The organism is Pseudomonas abyssi (assembly GCF_002307495.1).
GTDB lineage: Bacteria > Pseudomonadota > Gammaproteobacteria > Pseudomonadales > Pseudomonadaceae > Halopseudomonas > Halopseudomonas abyssi.
In genome coordinates this window covers 167,650-183,500 of the sequence record NZ_NTMR01000002.1, presented here as the reverse complement: position 1 = coordinate 183,500, position 15,851 = coordinate 167,650, and the positions used below count along the sequence as shown (strand labels likewise).

Genomic DNA, 15,851 nt, shown 5'->3' with positions numbered 1-15,851 from the left:
GTGGATGCGGTACACTGCCGCCCGGCTTCCCACAGGACACTTTCCATGGCATTGCAGGCAACTCCCTACAAGGTTCAGCTGAACATTTCCGATACCGATCTGGGCGTCTATGAGGCCGTGCGCATGACTGTGGCGCGGCACCCGTCCGAGACCGAAGAGCGGCTGGCGGTGCGGCTGCTGGCCTACGCCCTCTGGTATCAGGAGCGTCTGGCGCTTGGCCGTGGGTTGTCGGATGTTGACGAGCCCGCGTTGTGGCTCAAGACCCTGGATGACCGCGTCGAGCACTGGATCGAGGTTGGTCAGCCGGACGCCGATCGCATGACCTGGTGCTCGCGCCGCGCCCAGAAAGTATCCGTGCTGGTCTACGGCAGTACCCGCGTCTGGGAGAACAAGCAGCTGTCAGCGGTCGCGACAATCGGTAACCTGAATGTTGCGGTACTGCCGGTGGAGCCACTGGCGGCGCTGGCGACCGATCTGCCGCGCAGCATCGACTGGGGTGTCATGATCAGCGACGGCGTGCTGTACGTCAGCGATGGCGACCAGCAGCACGAGCTGACCCTGGAGTGGCTGCAGGGGCAGCGCTGATGCGCATCGAAACCCGCCCGTTGCCCGAGGTGTTGCCGGCGCTCGGGGAGCTGCCGCCACTGCTCAGTCGGCTTTACGCTGCCCGTGGTGTGCTCAGCGAGGCCGAGCTTGATCGCCGCTTGCAGGCGTTGCTGCCCTACAGCGGGCTGCGCGGCATAGCGGAGGCGGTCGCAGTGCTGGAATCAGCGCTGCGCGAGCGGCGCTCGATACTGATTGTGGGTGACTTTGATGCCGATGGGGCCACCGCCAGCAGCGTCGCCGTGCTGGCCCTGCGGCAGCTGGGGGCGGCGCAGGTGGATTACCTGGTGCCCAATCGTTTTGAGTACGGCTATGGCCTGACGCCGGAAATTGTCGAGGTGGCGCTGACCCGTCGCCCGGACGTGCTGGTGACCGTGGATAACGGTATCTCCAGTATTGAGGGCGTAGCGGCAGCCAGGGCCGCCGGCCTGCAGGTGGTGGTTACCGACCATCATTTGCCGGGTGCGCAACTCCCCGAGGCCAACGCCATCGTCAATCCCAGCCAGCCGGGCTGCGACTTCCCGAGCAAGGCAATGGCGGGTGTCGGAGTTATCTTTTACGTCATGCTGGCGCTGCGGGCGGCGCTGCGTGAGAGCGGCTGGTTTGCCGAAACCGGGCGATCAGAGCCCAACCTCGCCGAGCTGCTGGATCTGGTGGCGCTGGGTACCGTGGCCGACGTGGTGCCGCTGGACGCCAACAATCGCATACTGGTGCACCAGGGGCTGGCGCGTATTCGGGCTGGCCGCTGCCGTCCCGGCATTCGCGCGCTGCTGGAGGTGGCCGGCCGGCCGCGCGAGCGCCTGGTGTCAACCGATCTGGGCTTTATCGTCGGTCCGCGCCTGAACGCGGCCGGGCGCCTGGACGATATCAGTCTGGGTATCGAGTGCCTGTTGACCGAGGACGAGGGCCTGGCGCTGGATATGGCGCGTGAGCTGGACAGTCTCAACCGCGATCGTAAGGCCATCGAGCGCGACATGCAGCAACAGGCGCTGAAGACCCTGGAGGCCATGCAGCTCGACGAGCAGGACCTGCCCTTTGGGCTATGTCTGTTCGATGCCGAATGGCATCAGGGCGTTATCGGTATTCTCGCTTCACGCCTGAAGGATCGCTTCCACCGACCGGTGATTGCCTTTGCCGATGCGGGCGATGGCATGGTCAAGGGGTCGGCTCGCTCTATTCCCGGCTTGCACATTCGCGACGCGCTGGACGCGGTGGCCGCACGGCATCCCGAGTTGATCAGCAAGTTTGGCGGGCATGCCATGGCGGCCGGCATGTCCCTGCGCGAAGCCGATTTTCCGGCCTTTGCAGCGGCCTTTGATGCCGAGGTGCGGCGTCAGCTGCAGCCCGAGGACCTGACCGGGCGGCTGTTGTCGGACGGACAACTTGAGGCGGCCGAACTGTCCCTGGATATGGCTGCATCGCTGCGCGAAGCCGGACCCTGGGGGCAGCACTTTCCGGAGCCGTTGTTCCATGGCGAGTTTGAGCTGGTGCAGCAGCGGCTGGTGGGTGAGCGTCATCTGAAAATGCTGCTGCGCACCGCCGGCAGTGCCGAGGTGTTCGACGCCATCGCCTTCAATATCGACCCGCAGCTCTGGCCGAACCCGGCCGCGCGCCACGTGCTGCTGGCCTACACGCTGGACATCAACGAGTTTCGCGGTCGTCGAACCCTGCAACTCATGGTGCGGCACCTGGAGCCTGGCTGAGCCTCCTCCGACGCTTCTCTCTCCCTCGCAACCAGTCGCGGGTGCGCTTGTGGGCACTGGGCCCCCGCGTACCCGACGCCATCAAACTGCAAAGCGGATTGTGTACAAACAGTCAGGTCTTAGCCCATTCGGGTGGCAGGGATTGACCTTGATGGCACTTTGGTTTTTGATGCCTGATACAAGAATGTAGATTGAATCACATCTGGTCGGCGTTGCTCGGGCCAGTTTGGGGGCCTGGCAGTGCCGGATTTGAAACAGCAGTTGCTTAACATGCAGCGCCAACTCGGGCTGAATCCGAACGAAGTGCGTGAGCGCTTGCGATTGCTGTTGATCGGCGAGCCCGAATTTGCTTGCCTGGCTGCTCACCTTACGGCGCTGGATCGACTGCATGCCGATTGTATTGAAGCGCTGTTTGTTCACTTGGGACGGTTTGAGGGCAGCGCCGCGCTGCTTGCCGATCCCGGGCGGGTAGAGCGGCTCAAAGGTCAGCAGCAGGCCTATTTTCGACAACTACTGCGCGGCCCCTACGATATGCAGTACGTGCGTTTGCGGGTGCTGGTTGGATTGACCCACGAGCGTCTTGGGATTGATCTGAAATGGTATCTGTCGGCCTTTCACTTCTATCTGGACTTCATGCACAAGGCCATTGGTCGTCACTGGCATGCCGAGCCCAAGTTGGCCGAACAGCTCTATGGTTGCCTGCTCAAGGCGGCCTTCTTCGACATTACCCTGACCGCCGATACCTATGTCGCCGCCGATAAGCAGGCGCTGCAGGCCAGCGAGGATCGCTATGCACGCGCGGTGCGTGGCGCCAACGATGGCTTGTGGGAGTGGCATGTCGAGGAAGATCGCCTGCATCTGTCCGAGCGCTGGCTGGCCATGCTTGGCCTGGATGCGGCTCGCGCGCCTCGCACTCTGAACGACTGGGCTGCCTTGATCCCGGAGAGCCAGCGGGGCCGGTTCCTGGCAGCGGTGCAGGCTCATCGGGAGGGGCGTCAGCCGTTTCTGCATTACGAGTGCGAGCTGCGCGACAGTTGGGGGCGCCTGATCTGGGTGATGATCCGCGCGGTGATGGCGACGGATCTGCATGGCGAGCACCTGCTCGCCGGCTCGCTGACCGATATCAGCCAGCGCAAGCAGACCGAAGAGGCGCTGGCGCACCAGGCGCTGCATGATGCGCTGACCGGCTTGCCAAACCGTCAGCAGGTTGGCGAGCTGCTGAGTCAGGCGCTGCAGCGACAGGCCAAACCCGGGGCGCGGCATGCGGCCGTGCTGTTTATCGATCTGGACCGCTTCAAGCTGATCAACGAAAGTCTTGGGCATCAGACCGGGGATCAGGTGCTGATTCAGGTCGCCAAGCGGATCGAGCGCTGCCTGCGGCCCGGGGACCACCTGGGGCGCTTTGGTGGCGATGAATTTGTCGTGCTGCTGGATGATATGGCCAAACCGCTGGATGCCGAGCTGGTCAGCAAACGCATTATGCACGCCTTGCAATATCCCATTATTGCGGGCTCACGCCGCCTTGCTGTCAGCGTCAGCATCGGCGTGGCGCCGCTGACCGGGCGTGGCAATGAGCAGGATGCCCTGCGCGAGGCCGACCTGGCGCTGTATCGGGCCAAGGCCTTCGGCAAGGGGCAGCTGGCGCTGTACAACGACAGCCTGCAGGAGGAGGCGACTCAGCGCCTGAACCTGGAGAACGCGCTGAGTGAGGCGCTCGCACGCGATCAGTTCGAGCTCTATTACCAGCCGATTGTTCAGGTTTCCGCCGGCCGGGCGCAGGTCGTCGGCGTCGAGGCGCTGTTGCGTTGGTGGCAGGGCGAGCGGCTGGTGTCGCCGGATCAGTTCATTCCGGTGCTGGAAGAGTCCGGGGAAATTGTGGCCGTTGGCGAGTGGGTGCTGCGTCAGGCCTGCACGCAGGTTCGCCAGTGGCACCAGCAGGGACTGGCGGGGCTGCGTTGCTCGGTCAACCTGTCCAGCCGGCAGCTTCAGGAGCCGGGGTTTGCCGAGCGCGTCGCTCTGATTCTCAAGGAAACCTGTCTGCCAGCGGCCAGCCTGGTGCTGGAGATCACGGAAAGCCTGTTGATGCGCGACGGCCCGGAAACCCTGGCCACGCTGCGTGAGCTGGAGAGCATGGGCGTGCGTATTGCGCTGGATGATTTCGGTACGGGCTTCTCTTCTCTGGGTTATCTGCACCGCTATCCGCTGCACATCATCAAGGTCGACAAGAGCTTTATCACCAAGGCGCCCAACGACGAACGTCTGAAAGCCATCAGCCGAGCAATTATCGGCCTGGGTCGGGGGCTGGAGATGGACGTGATTGCCGAGGGGATCGAAACCCCGGAGCAGATGGACTTTCTGCACAACGAGGGTTGCCAGTTTGTGCAGGGTTACTGGTTCAGTCGTCCCCAGTCTGCACTGGCCATTCACCCGGTATTGCAGCGCCTCTCGACCATTGAGCAAGTCGAAGAGGGCGGGCAGGAGGCGGTTCCGGCGCCTGCTATAGTGCAATAAAAATGCACCGGGAGCAGTGAGCGATGACAGTCATGCGGCATGCAGCGCAGGCCTTTGCGGCAGGTTTCTTGGCGGTGTTCTGTTTTCATCAGCCGGCCCTCGGACTGCTGCACTCGGCCGGTGTGGTGCCCTTTCCTGCGTTTTCCCTGAGTCCTACCGAACCCCTGGGTGTGCCGGCGGTGCTGTCGTCTGCTTTCTGGGGCGGCGTCTGGGGCCTGGTGCTGGTGGTCGCATTGTCACGCATGGGTAAGCCATGGCTGTGGCTCAAGGCGGCTTTGTTTGGGGGCGTGGCCCTGACGCTGGTGGCTTTGCTGGTGGTCTTTCCACTCAAGGGCTACGGGCTGGACTGGCAGCAGTTTGTGCCGCGTTTTGTCATTGGTTTTGTGCTCAACGCCCTCTGGGGTGTAGGCGCACTGGTGTTTCTGCGCGCCTTCGCCAGTCGCGCCTGAGCCGGTGGCGCAGCGCTGCACTCGACGCCTGATTTCCGCTACAATGGCGGCTTTTGCCTGCCGGGGTCCGTCACCATGGAAATCAATCCGATTCTGAACACCATCAAAGATCTGCGCAGCCGCTCTGAAACCATCAGGGGGTATCTTTGACTACGATCACAAACGTGATCGTCTGACCGAAGTAGAGCGCGAGCTGGAAGACCCGAGCGTCTGGAATGAACCCGAGCGTGCCCAGAACCTGGGGCGCGAGCGCGCCCAGCTGGCCGAGATTGTCGGCACCCTTGATGAGATGAGTGGCGGCCTTGCTGACGCCGGCGAGCTGCTCGAAATGGCAGCCGAAGAGGATGACCAGGGCGCGGTTGATGATGTGGTAGCTGAGTTGCAGCGACTGCAAGAAGCGCTGGAGAAGCTCGAATTCCGCCGCATGTTCAGTGGCGATATGGACGCCAACAACTGCTACCTGGATATTCAGGCCGGCTCCGGTGGTACCGAAGCGCAGGACTGGGCCAATATCCTGCTGCGCATGTATCTGCGCTGGGCGGACCAGCACGGCTTTGATGCGGAGATTGTCGAGCTGTCCGAGGGGGAGGTCGCCGGTATCAAGAGTGCCACCGTGCATATTCGTGGTGAATACGCTTTCGGCTGGCTGCGTACCGAAATTGGCGTGCACCGCCTGGTGCGCAAGAGCCCGTTTGACTCCGGCAACCGTCGCCACACGTCATTCTCGGCGGTGTTTGCTTCCCCCGAGATCGACGACGATATCGACATCGATATCAACCCGGCGGATCTGCGCATCGATACCTACCGTTCCTCCGGCGCCGGTGGTCAGCACGTTAACACCACCGATTCGGCGGTGCGGATTACGCACATTCCGACCAATACCGTGGTCAGCTGCCAGAACCAGCGCTCGCAGCATGCCAACAAGGACCACGCGATGAAGATGTTGCGTGCCAAGTTGTACGAACTGGAAATGATGAAGCGCTCCGAGGCTGCTCAGGCGCTGGAAGACACCAAGTCTGACATTGGCTGGGGCCACCAGATCCGCTCCTACGTGCTGGATCAGTCGCGTATCAAGGACCTGCGCACCGGTATCGAGAACAGCAACTGCAACGCGGTACTCGACGGTGACCTTGATGAGTTCATTGAGGCCAGCCTGAAAATGGGCCTGTAAGCCAGCCGCCGCACCATAATTTGTCATGGCCCGCGCGCTGCGGGCCCACAACCGAACAGTATTTTTCCGGGATTCACCGACATGACCGACCAGCCGCAAGACCTGCAAGCCCAACACGAGGAAGAGAACCAGCTGATCGCCCAGCGCAAGGCCAAACTGGCCGCTGTGCGCGAACAGGGTATTGCCTTCCCTAACGACTTCCGTCGCGACAGCCTGTGCGCTGACCTGCAGAAGGCGTATGAGGGCAAGAGCAAGGAGGAGCTGGAGGCGGCGGCCATCCCGGTCAAGATAGCCGGACGTATCATGCTTAACCGTGGCGCCTTCATGGTGCTGCAGGACAGCTCTGGCCGTTTGCAGGTCTACGTTGATCGCAAGGGCCTGCCGGCAGAAACCCTGGAAGCGATCAAGACCTGGGACCTGGGTGACATCATCGCGGCAGAGGGTACGCTGGCCCGCTCGGGCAAGGGTGACCTCTATGTGCACATGAAAGACGTGCAGTTGCTGACCAAATCCCTGCGCCCGCTGCCGGACAAGCATCACGGCCTGACCGACACCGAGCAGCGCTACCGTCAGCGTTATGTCGACCTGATCGTCAACGAGGAAGCGCGCCACACCTTCCGCGTGCGGTCGCAGGTGATCGCGCACATCCGTCGCTTCCTTAACGATCGAGGCTTCCTGGAAGTGGAAACCCCGATGCTGCAGACCATTCCGGGTGGCGCGGCGGCCAAGCCATTTGAAACCCACCACAATGCGCTGGATATGCCGATGTTTCTGCGCATTGCGCCGGAACTGTACCTCAAGCGGCTGGTGGTTGGCGGCTTCGAGAAGGTGTTCGAAATCAACCGCAACTTCCGTAACGAAGGCGTCTCGACCCGCCACAACCCCGAGTTCACCATGCTCGAGTTCTATCAGGCCTATGCGGACTACCGCGACAACATGGACCTGACCGAAGAGCTGTTCCGTGAGCTGGCGCAGGCGGTGCTGGGCACCACTGATGTGCCGTACGGCGACAAGGTGTTCCACTTCGGCGAGCCCTTCGTACGCCTGTCCGTGTACGACTCGATCCTCAAGTACAACCCGGACATTACCGCCGACGATCTCAATGACGTCGAGAAGGCGCGCGAGATTGCCAAGAAGGCCGGCGCCAAGGTGCTCGGCCACGAGGGCCTGGGTAAGCTGCAGGTGATGATTTTCGAAGAGCTGGTCGAGAGCAAGCTGGAGCAGCCGCACTTCATCACCGAATACCCGTTCGAAGTCTCGCCGCTGGCGCGTCGCAACGACCAGAATCCGAACGTCACCGACCGTTTCGAGCTGTTCATTGGCGGCCGCGAGATCGCCAACGCCTACTCGGAGCTTAACGACGCCGAAGATCAGGCCGAGCGCTTCCTGGCGCAGGTCGCCGAAAAGGATGCCGGTGACGACGAAGCCATGCACTACGACGCCGACTTCGTGCGCGCGCTGGAATACGGCATGCCGCCGACCGCCGGTGAAGGCATCGGCATCGACCGTCTGGTGATGCTGCTGACCAACTCGCCGTCGATCCGTGATGTCATCCTGTTTCCGCATATGCGGCCAGAAACGGCCTAGGCGGCTTCGCCGCCAGCTGCAAGCTGTAAGCTTCAAGCGGCAAGTAGTTCGTGCTGTCCAGGACTATGATGAGCATCAGATTGTCCGTGTAATCCGCGAGATTGCGTGAATGCACGGACAGCTTATAGCTTGCGGCTTGTAGCTTGCAGCTGCGACCAAAGGGAGCCACCCCCGTGAAACAGAGTGAGCAGTATCAGCTGGTCATCCGCAGTCTGTCCGACCGCATTGTCGAGGCGCAGGCGCCGATTCGGGTGCTGGATGCCATCAAGTGGGACGACGGCATCCGCGACACCTTCCTCAAGAAGCGCTGCAAGGCGCTGCCCGAGGTGACGGCGGATTATTATGCCCAGCGCCCGCTGGGCTTTGACCCGGCCGAGCGGCGGCAGATCTTTCAGGATATCGAACGCGACATCACCCGGCAGCTGGGCAGCTTCAACCCGGTGGGGCAGATCATGCGCCGCATGTGCCGCGAGTACCGCATGGTCATCCGCATGCTGGAGGCGCGCGGTACCCAGGACTTTGGGCTGATTTCGCAAGAGCTCTACGGCGCGGCCTCTGACGCTTTTCACGCGGGCGATCCAACCCTGACCGATCTGGGTATCGCGCTCAGTGAGTCACTCAAGAACATCGCCCGCACCGATCTGGCCCGTGAGCCGAAAACCATTGCCGCAGCAGAAGCGGTGCAGATCCTGCAGGCGCGTATGAACGAGGCCTTTCCGGATGATCAGGCGGTCCGGGTATTCGAGTCCGACGGGATTGTCGCTGACGCCGCCGCGGGCGCGGATTACATCAAGATCCGCACTGATGCACTGTTCAATCAGCGTGACCTGAATATCCTCGCCGTGCATGAGGGCATGGTGCATGTGGCGACCAGTCTGAATGGTCAGCATCAGCCGATCTGTACCTTCCTGGCCAAGGGACCACCGTCGTCGACGGTGACGCAGGAAGGGCTGGCCATCCTCATGGAGGTGCTGACCTTCAACTCCTATCCGGCCCGCCTGCGCAAGCTGACCGACCGCACTCGGGCGATTCAGATTGCCGAGACCGGGGGCAACTTCCTGGATGTCTTCCAGTTCTACCGGGATGAAGGCTATTCGCGCGATGACAGCTACAACAACGCCAGTCGGGTGTTTCGCGGCTCGTCCAGCGAGGGCTTGCCGTTTACCAAGGATCTGGTCTATCTAAAGGGCTTTATCCTCACCTATAACTACATTCAGCTGGCGGTGCGCAAAGGCAAGTTGCAGCAGATTCCCCTGCTGTTTTGTGGCAAGACCACGCTGGAAGACATGCGCACCTTGGGGCAGCTGGTCGAAGAGGGCTTGGTGGTGCCGCCGCGCTATCTGCCGGCACCCTTCGCTGATCTGAACGCCCTGAGTGCCTGGATGTGCTTCTCGGGCTTTCTCAACAATCTCAGTCTGGAGCGGGTCGAAGCCGACTACGCGAATATTCTGTAAGCGGAGTAACTGATGTCGCAAGCGCAAGAAATCAACAAGCTGCCCCTTATCCTTACCGCCATTGTCACTGTGGTGCTGACCGTTGCGGTGCTGCATCTGTATGGCTATCTCAACTTCGTCAATCCGGAGAAGGGCCTTGAACTGGCTGAGTACCGCGTTGTCACGGTGGGCTCTGAAGAAGCGGGCAATCTGCGCAGCAACCCGGCCAAGCACGAGGCGGAGTGTGTCGACGGCATTCTGGTGCTGCATGCCAGTCATATGAATGGCCTGTCCGGCGTGCTGCGTGACAGCCGCGACCGGGTGGTGCGTTGCGTCAATCAGGTGGTTCCGGCGCTGGAGGAATAAATGGCGGGTGAGCGGCCAATTCAATTGGATGAAAGCTGGCTGAGCGAGCTGCAGGGCGAGTTCGAACAGCCTTACATGCAGCAGTTGCGTCACTTCTTGCAGCAGGAGAAGGCGGCCGGCAAGACAATCTTTCCGCCAGGGCCGCTGGTCTTCAATGCCCTGAACTCCACCCCCTTGGACCAGGTCCGGGTGGTGATCATTGGTCAGGACCCCTATCACGGCCCGGGGCAGGCCCACGGGCTGAGTTTCTCGGTGCCGCCCGGTGTACGCACGCCGCCCTCGCTGCAGAACATCTTCAAGGAAATCAATCGCGATCTGGGCCTGCCCATTCCGCCCCATGGCTGTCTGCAGTCCTGGGCGGAGCAGGGTGTTCTGCTGCTCAATGCGGTGCTGACGGTTGAGCAGGCACAGGCCGGGTCCCACGCCAAGCGCGGCTGGGAGCGTTTCACCTCCAAGGTGATTGAAGTGATTAATGCGCGCCGTGAGCACTGCGTGTTCCTGCTTTGGGGCAGCTATGCCCAGCGCAAGGGCGAGCAGATTGATCGGCAGCGCCACTGCGTGCTGACTTCCGTGCATCCCTCCCCGCTGTCAGCGCACCGGGGGTTTATCGGCAATGGCCATTTCTCTGCCGCCAACAAGTACCTGGTTGAGCACGGCCTTTCGCCTATCGACTGGCGTTTACCGGCGCTACCTGGCTGACCGTCCTGCCGGCTTTGTGCTAAAACGGAAGCAGATACCGAGCAAGCTGGAGGCCGTCATGGAGCATGCACTGCAACCCTATACTGCACTGGTTCCGCGCACTGACAAACTGGTAGTTCAGAAGGCCGGGCACACGGCGCTGGTCACTATCGATAACCCGCCCGCTAATACCTGGGACTCGGACAGCCTGCACGGTCTGCCCGACCTCCTGTCCCACCTTAACAACGATCCGGATATCTATGCGCTGGTGCTGACCGGGCGCGGCGAGCGTTTCTTCTCCGCCGGTGCTGACCTGAGGCTGTTTGCCGATGGCGACAGAGCAAGGGCGCGCGAGTTGGCCCGTTTGTTCGGGGCGGCTTTCGAGGCATTGCGAGACTTTTCCGGCGTGACTATTGCGGCTATCAACGGCTATGCCATGGGAGGTGGGTTGGAGTGCGCATTAGCCTGTGACTTGCGTATTGCTGAGCGACAGGCGCAGCTGGGCTTGCCTGAGGCCGGCGTCGGCCTGTTGCCCTGCGCTGGAGGCACGCAGGCGTTGTCCTGGCTGGTCGGTGAGGGCTGGGCCAAGCGCATGATTCTCTGTGGTGAACGGATTGATGGTGTGCGGGCTGAGCGCATCGGATTGGTTGAGGAGTGTGTGGAGCAGGGGCAGTCGGTTGCTGCGGCGCTGCGTTTGGCCGCTCAGGTGTCGCGCCAGAGCCCGGTCGCCGTGCAGTACTGCAAGGAGTTGATTCAGGGCGGGCGCGGTCAGCCGATCAATACGCTGCTGCCGCGTGAGCGTGAGCGCTTCGTCGACCTGTTCGAGCTGGAGGATACCCTGGAGGGGGTCAACGCCTTTCTGGAGAAGCGACCGCCGCAGTGGACGCGGCGGTGAGTGGCTGCTGGCTTAGGCAAGCAGTTGCATTGCGGCTTCCATTTCGGCCGACAGGTCTTCGTCTTCCTGCTCTGCGACCGGGTCAAGGCCCAGCTTGGCGAAGGCGCTGATGTTGCTCCAGTCCATCTGCGCATACGGGTGCTGGGTGCCTGCCAGAGACTGCAAGACGGCGACCTGAACAATGTCGGCGTAGTCGACACTGGCGGAATTGCGTTTGAAGTCAAGGTGCTGGGAAGGCACGTGGCGCAGTGGTTCTGGGAAGTCCCAGGCCTGCAGGATGCGATCGCCCAGCAGCGGGTGAATGCGGTCAATGACCAGGTTCAGGCTGATGGAGTCACGCAGCAGTTGGCTGTTTTCCTCGGCGTAGCTGAGAATGGGCAGCACCCCAATCTGGTGTACCAGGCCTGCCAGTGTCGCCTGGTCGGGCTTTAGCTTGGTGTAGTGGCGACACAGCACGTGACTGATGCCTGCGACTTCGGTGCTGCGTGTCCAGACTTCGCGCATCTTGCGGTCTATGACATCAGAGGTGGCCTGAAACATCTGCGACATTGCCAGGCCGGTTGCCAGGTTGGCGGTGTAGGCGATGCCCATGCGGTTGACCGCCATCGACAGGTCGGTGATTTCCTGGCGGCTGCGCAGTAGCGGGCTGTTGACGACCTTGATCAGGCGCGCGCTCAGGGCCGCGTCATTGCTGATTTCGCGTACCAGATTGGGAATGCTCACATCCGGGTCTTCGGCGGCTTCGCGCACACGCAGGGCTACTTCCGGCAGCGTGGGGAGAACCAGTTGATCCTTCTCGATGGCTTGCAGCAGCTCATCATGGACACGTTGGGCGAGGTCAGTCATGTCTTGTCCCTTGTCGTTCTGTTATTCGGCTTCGGCGGCGGCCAAGGTCTGCTCGTAGGGCAGTTCGCTTAATGTCAGCAGCGGGCCGTCGGTTGCGCCCAGACTCAATGTTGCCAATTGTGCCGCATCCTTCTGCAAAACAGCCAGCAATTCCACGGCCTTGTGGCCGCGTGCGGCGATCACCACGTCGCCCACAGCCTTGCCGCTGTCGCGGTCAAATACTTCAGTGCCCGCCTTGGGGGGGGCATCGCCGGCCATGAGCAGTCGATACATGCGGCGCTTGAGTTTGCCCAGGTACTGCATGCGAGCGATGATTTCCTGGCCGGTGTAGCACCCCTTGCGAAAGCTGACGCCACCCAGATGCTGCAGATTGAGCATTTGGGGAATGAAGGCTTCCAAGGTCGGTCCGGTTACCTGGCCGATGCCGCTCTGGATCTGTCGTAGCTGCCATTGGTTGGCGCTGACCGGCGAGGCGTGGGCGGATAGCGTCTGCAGCAAGGCTGCAGCCTCGGCGATGGGTGTCCAGATGGCATAGGCTGCGCCCGGCAGGCGCAGGGCGACGCTGTCGCCCGCGCGGCTGACGCTGTTGTCCTCGGCGGGCGGTTGAAAGCCGGCCGTCGTCAGTGCCTGTTCGGCTTGCTCGCCCCACAGGCCAAAGCCTGTCCAGGCGTCGCTTTGGTCGGCCAGTTGGCACTGGCGGTAGAGTGCAGCGTATTTACCCAGATCGGCCAATTGCGGGGCGACCAGTTCGCGCGCCAGGCTCAGCAGCATGCCGTCGGTCGTGCGCCAGATGCGAAAGCTCGACTGCATGCGACCCTTGGGGTTGCAGCGCGCGCCCAGGCTGCTGTGCGTCTGGTCCAGCTCACGCAGGTCACAGGTAATCTGACCCTGGAGGAATTTATCGGCGTCGCCGCCGGTCACACTGATCAGGCCCTGGTGCTCGAGCAGACTGAGGCCTGTGGCGAAGTCGCTGCTGTCGCTCGCCTCGGCAAAGTGGCTGGCAAGCTCGGCGTGTAAGGTCATACCGTCGTTGTTCCCTTGGTGTGTGGTGGTACATCATAGGGTGCAGGGCGGGTGCTTGTCAGGCGCCGCTTGCTGCTATCTTGCCGTTATAATGAGAATTGCAATGCGCAGTTCAATTCTCAGCTTGTGGAGTTGCCGATGTCGGCCGATATAGAAATGAAACGTTTGTTCTGGCACAGCCGTCGCGGCATGCTGGAGCTGGATGTGCTGCTGGTGCCTTTTCTGCAGGAGGCATACCCGACGCTTGATGCAGCCGACCAGGCCCGTTACCGCCAGCTGCTTGAGTGTGAAGATCAGGACATGTTCGGCTGGTTTATGCAGCGGGGTGAACCGGATGACCCGGATCTGCGCCGCATCGTGAGGATGATTCTGGACCGTGTACAGCCAAACTGAATATCTGTTGTTGCAACGCCAGCCGTCGCGCTGGATGGCGCTGGTATTGCTGTTGAGCAGCTTGCTGGCCTGTCTGGGCGTCGCCAATAGCGCCCTGTCATTGTGGCCCAGCCTGCTGTGTGTCGGCCTGGTGCTGCTGTACGGTGGCTGGGTCTGGCCCAGGCAGGTCAGCTTGCGCCATCCGCACTCGGTGACCGGGCTGCGCTTTGATAGCGAGGGCTGGCACATCCTGCGCCGTGATGGTTCCGAGGTGGCGGCGCGGCTGCTGGCCGATACTTATGTCAGTGCCATGCTGACGGTAGTGCGTCTGCGCGAGCAGGGTCGCTGGTGCCCGGTGTCGGTGGTGCTGCCAGCCGACGCCGCCTCCGAGGAGAGCCTGCGCCGGCTGCGTTTGCGGCTGCGCTTCAGTCGCCAGCGCTGGGTGGCGGCAGAATAGTGTCCACCGCCTCCTCCAGCTGCGCCGGGTAGTCCAGGGTGTAGTGCAAGCCGCGGCTTTCGTTGCGCTGCATGGCTGAGCGGATGATCAGGTCGGCAACCACGGCCAGATTACGCAGCTCCAGCAAGTCTCGGCTGACCCGGTAGTTGCTGTAGAACTCATGGATTTCTGCCAGTAGCAGATCAACCCGGTGCTTGGCTCGCTGCAGGCGTTTGGATGTGCGCACGATGCCCACGTAGTCCCACATGAAGCGCCGCAGCTCATCCCAGTTGTGAGAAATGATCACGTCCTCGTCCGAGTCGGTCACCTGGCTCTCATCCCAGTTTGGTAGCGCGGTCGGCATCTCGGTGCTGGCCAGGCGTTCAAGGATGTCGCGGCTCGCCGCGCGACCGTAGACAATGCACTCAAGCAGCGAGTTGCTGGCCATGCGGTTGGCGCCGTGCAGGCCGGTGAAGCTGGTCTCGCCGATGGCGTAGAGCTGCTCCAGATCAGTGCGCCCGGTGCTGTCCACCATCACGCCGCCGCAGGTGTAGTGAGCCGCCGGTACCACGGGAATGGGCTCGCGGGTGATGTCGATACCAAAGGCCAGGCAGCGCTCGTGCACGGTCGGAAAGTGGCTGCGAATGAAATCGGCGGGTTTGTGGGTGATGTCCAGATAAACACAGTCCAGACCCAGGCGCTTCATCTCATGGTCGATGGCGCGGGCCACGATGTCGCGCGGGGCCAGTTCGGCGCGCTCGTCAAAGCGCGGCATGAAGCGATCGCCGTTGGGCAGGCGCAGCAGAGCGCCTTCGCCGCGCAGTGCCTCGGTAATCAGGAAACTCTTTGCCTTGGGGTGGTACAGGCAGGTCGGGTGGAACTGGTTGAACTCCATGTTGGCGACACGGCAGCCCGCGCGCCAGGCCATGGCAATGCCGTCACCAGAGGCGCTGTCCGGGTTGCTGGTGTACAGATAGACTTTGCTCGCGCCGCCGGTGGCCAGTACGGTAAAACGCGCCGCGACGGTTTCGACGTGGCCGCTTGAGCGATTGAGCACATAGGCGCCCAGGCATTGATTGCCGTCGCGGCCAAGTTTTTTGCTGGTGATCAGGTCAACGGCTACGCGGTTGTCCAGCAGCTCGATGTTGCTGTGTTCCTCGGCCCGTTGCAGCAGGGTATTGAAGATGGCCGCTCCAGTCGCATCGGCGGCGTGAATGATGCGTCGGTGGCTGTGCCCCCCTTCGCGGGTGAGGTGAAAGTCGTCGGCCTCGCTGCCGTCTTCCCGGCGCTCGCGGGTGAAGGGTACACCTTGCTCTACCAGCCAGCCGATGGCATCCCGGCTGTCACCGACAATCTGGCGGACCGCGTCCTCGTGGCACAGGCCGCCGCCGGCGATCAGCGTGTCCTGGACATGGGCATCCACGGTGTCGGCATCGTCGAGCACTGCCGCTACGCCACCCTGGGCCCAGAAAGTAGAGCCTTCGGAGAGCTGGCCCTTGCTCAGGACGGCTACTCGCAGGTCGCTGGCCAGGTGCAGGGCGAGGGTCAGGCCGGCAGCGCCGCTGCCGATGACCAGTACGTCGTATTGGCGTTGTTGGGTCATGTCTTTATTCAACTGCAGGGTGGTATGAATGCCCAGGGGAGCGCTCACGCGTGCATCTTTGGCGTTGTCGGTGACACCGGCAGCTTTGCTGGTGGCGGCCACTTGCGCTCGGTCTTGGCGCCCTGGAGTGCGCGCAGGGGGCGTATGGAATTCGTCGGCGCTTCCCTAGTATATA

Annotated in this window: 15 protein-coding genes; 12 read left to right on the top strand and 3 right to left on the bottom strand. The window is 62.2% G+C overall.

Going from position 1 to position 15,851, the window contains the following annotated elements:
• The first annotated feature begins 45 nt into the window (after positions 1-45).
• The 10 genes from CNQ84_RS01075 to CNQ84_RS01030 all read left to right on the top strand — a co-directional run bounded on the left by CNQ84_RS01075 (position 46) and on the right by CNQ84_RS01030 (position 11,396).
• A complete protein-coding gene (locus tag CNQ84_RS01075; protein WP_096003070.1) occupies positions 46-585 on the top strand; it encodes a YaeQ family protein in 540 nt (179 codons plus the stop codon).
• The gene (recJ, locus tag CNQ84_RS01070) at positions 585-2,306 is read left to right on the top strand and encodes a single-stranded-DNA-specific exonuclease RecJ (protein WP_096003069.1); all 1,722 of its coding nucleotides are present in this window, start codon (positions 585-587) and stop codon (positions 2,304-2,306) included. Before CNQ84_RS01075 ends, recJ begins: the two co-directional genes overlap by 1 nt.
• Positions 2,307-2,576: 270 nt before the next feature.
• A complete protein-coding gene (locus tag CNQ84_RS01065) occupies positions 2,577-4,817 on the top strand; it encodes a putative bifunctional diguanylate cyclase/phosphodiesterase (RefSeq protein WP_096003068.1) in 2,241 nt (746 codons plus the stop codon).
• A 23-nt stretch (positions 4,818-4,840) separates the two neighbouring features.
• The gene (locus tag CNQ84_RS01060; protein ID WP_235827285.1) at positions 4,841-5,266 is read left to right on the top strand and encodes a hypothetical protein; all 426 of its coding nucleotides are present in this window, start codon (positions 4,841-4,843) and stop codon (positions 5,264-5,266) included.
• 75 nt (positions 5,267-5,341) lie between these two features.
• Positions 5,342-6,437 (top strand): peptide chain release factor 2 gene (prfB, locus tag CNQ84_RS01055; protein ID WP_096003067.1). Its coding sequence is split into 2 segments (ribosomal slippage): positions 5,342-5,413 and positions 5,415-6,437, totalling 1,095 coding nucleotides; the frame shifts between segments, so codons are not numbered across the junction.
• Positions 6,438-6,518: 81 nt separating this feature from the next.
• Positions 6,519-8,024: a lysine--tRNA ligase gene (gene lysS, locus CNQ84_RS01050; protein WP_096003066.1), complete on the top strand. Its 1,506-nt coding sequence runs from the start codon at positions 6,519-6,521 to the stop codon at positions 8,022-8,024.
• 173 nt (positions 8,025-8,197) lie between these two features.
• On the top strand, positions 8,198-9,478 hold the full coding sequence (locus CNQ84_RS01045) for a flavohemoglobin expression-modulating QEGLA motif protein (protein ID WP_096003065.1): 1,281 nt from the start codon (positions 8,198-8,200) through the stop codon (positions 9,476-9,478).
• A 12-nt stretch (positions 9,479-9,490) separates the two neighbouring features.
• The gene (locus CNQ84_RS01040; RefSeq protein WP_096003064.1) at positions 9,491-9,823 is read left to right on the top strand and encodes a PA3694 family proteiin; all 333 of its coding nucleotides are present in this window, start codon (positions 9,491-9,493) and stop codon (positions 9,821-9,823) included.
• Positions 9,824-10,522 (top strand): uracil-DNA glycosylase, encoded by a 699-nt coding sequence (ung, locus tag CNQ84_RS01035; RefSeq protein WP_096003063.1) that lies wholly within the window; start codon positions 9,824-9,826, stop codon positions 10,520-10,522.
• Between the two features lie 58 nt (positions 10,523-10,580).
• The gene (locus CNQ84_RS01030) at positions 10,581-11,396 is read left to right on the top strand and encodes an enoyl-CoA hydratase (protein ID WP_096003062.1); all 816 of its coding nucleotides are present in this window, start codon (positions 10,581-10,583) and stop codon (positions 11,394-11,396) included.
• 12 nt (positions 11,397-11,408) lie between these two features.
• Here the strand turns inward: CNQ84_RS01030 and CNQ84_RS01025 are convergent, their stop codons facing one another.
• Positions 11,409-12,242, bottom strand: coding sequence for an HDOD domain-containing protein (locus tag CNQ84_RS01025; RefSeq protein WP_096003061.1), 834 nt, complete (start codon positions 12,240-12,242; stop codon positions 11,409-11,411).
• A gap of 21 nt (positions 12,243-12,263) precedes the next feature.
• A complete protein-coding gene (gene ygfZ, locus CNQ84_RS01020; protein ID WP_096003060.1) occupies positions 12,264-13,265 on the bottom strand; it encodes a CAF17-like 4Fe-4S cluster assembly/insertion protein YgfZ in 1,002 nt (333 codons plus the stop codon).
• A gap of 138 nt (positions 13,266-13,403) precedes the next feature.
• On the opposite strand from ygfZ, the gene CNQ84_RS01015 reads away from it, so the two are divergent.
• Positions 13,404-13,658, top strand: a complete 255-nt coding sequence (locus tag CNQ84_RS01015) for an FAD assembly factor SdhE (RefSeq protein ID WP_083727316.1) — start codon at positions 13,404-13,406, stop codon at positions 13,656-13,658.
• Positions 13,642-14,094 carry a hypothetical protein gene (locus CNQ84_RS01010; protein ID WP_096003059.1) on the top strand — a complete coding sequence of 151 codons (453 nt, stop codon included), beginning with the start codon at positions 13,642-13,644 and terminating at the stop codon, positions 14,092-14,094. Before CNQ84_RS01015 ends, CNQ84_RS01010 begins: the two co-directional genes overlap by 17 nt.
• Here the strand turns inward: CNQ84_RS01010 and nadB are convergent.
• Positions 14,063-15,676 (bottom strand): L-aspartate oxidase, encoded by a 1,614-nt coding sequence (nadB, locus tag CNQ84_RS01005; RefSeq protein ID WP_096003341.1) that lies wholly within the window; start codon positions 15,674-15,676, stop codon positions 14,063-14,065. The genes CNQ84_RS01010 and nadB overlap by 32 nt on opposite strands.
• Between the last annotated feature and the right edge of the window lie 175 nt (positions 15,677-15,851).

Bases quoted from the DNA above. Each gene is read 5' to 3' on its own strand.
- CNQ84_RS01075 (WP_096003070.1), top strand. From the start codon at position 46: ATGGCATTGCAGGCAACTCCCTACAAGGTTCAGCTGAACATTTCCGAT.
- recJ (WP_096003069.1), top strand. From the start codon at position 585: ATGCGCATCGAAACCCGCCCGTTGCCCGAGGTGTTGCCGGCGCTCGGG.
- CNQ84_RS01065 (WP_096003068.1), top strand. From the start codon at position 2,577: ATGCAGCGCCAACTCGGGCTGAATCCGAACGAAGTGCGTGAGCGCTTG.
- CNQ84_RS01060 (WP_235827285.1), top strand. From the start codon at position 4,841: ATGACAGTCATGCGGCATGCAGCGCAGGCCTTTGCGGCAGGTTTCTTG.
- lysS (WP_096003066.1), top strand. From the start codon at position 6,519: ATGACCGACCAGCCGCAAGACCTGCAAGCCCAACACGAGGAAGAGAAC.
- CNQ84_RS01040 (WP_096003064.1), top strand. From the start codon at position 9,491: ATGTCGCAAGCGCAAGAAATCAACAAGCTGCCCCTTATCCTTACCGCC.
- ung (WP_096003063.1), top strand. From the start codon at position 9,824: ATGGCGGGTGAGCGGCCAATTCAATTGGATGAAAGCTGGCTGAGCGAG.
- CNQ84_RS01030 (WP_096003062.1), top strand. From the start codon at position 10,581: ATGGAGCATGCACTGCAACCCTATACTGCACTGGTTCCGCGCACTGAC.
- CNQ84_RS01025 (WP_096003061.1), bottom strand. From the start codon at position 12,242: ATGACTGACCTCGCCCAACGTGTCCATGATGAGCTGCTGCAAGCCATC.
- ygfZ (WP_096003060.1), bottom strand. From the start codon at position 13,265: ATGACCTTACACGCCGAGCTTGCCAGCCACTTTGCCGAGGCGAGCGAC.
- CNQ84_RS01015 (WP_083727316.1), top strand. From the start codon at position 13,404: ATGTCGGCCGATATAGAAATGAAACGTTTGTTCTGGCACAGCCGTCGC.
- nadB (WP_096003341.1), bottom strand. From the start codon at position 15,676: ATGACCCAACAACGCCAATACGACGTACTGGTCATCGGCAGCGGCGCT.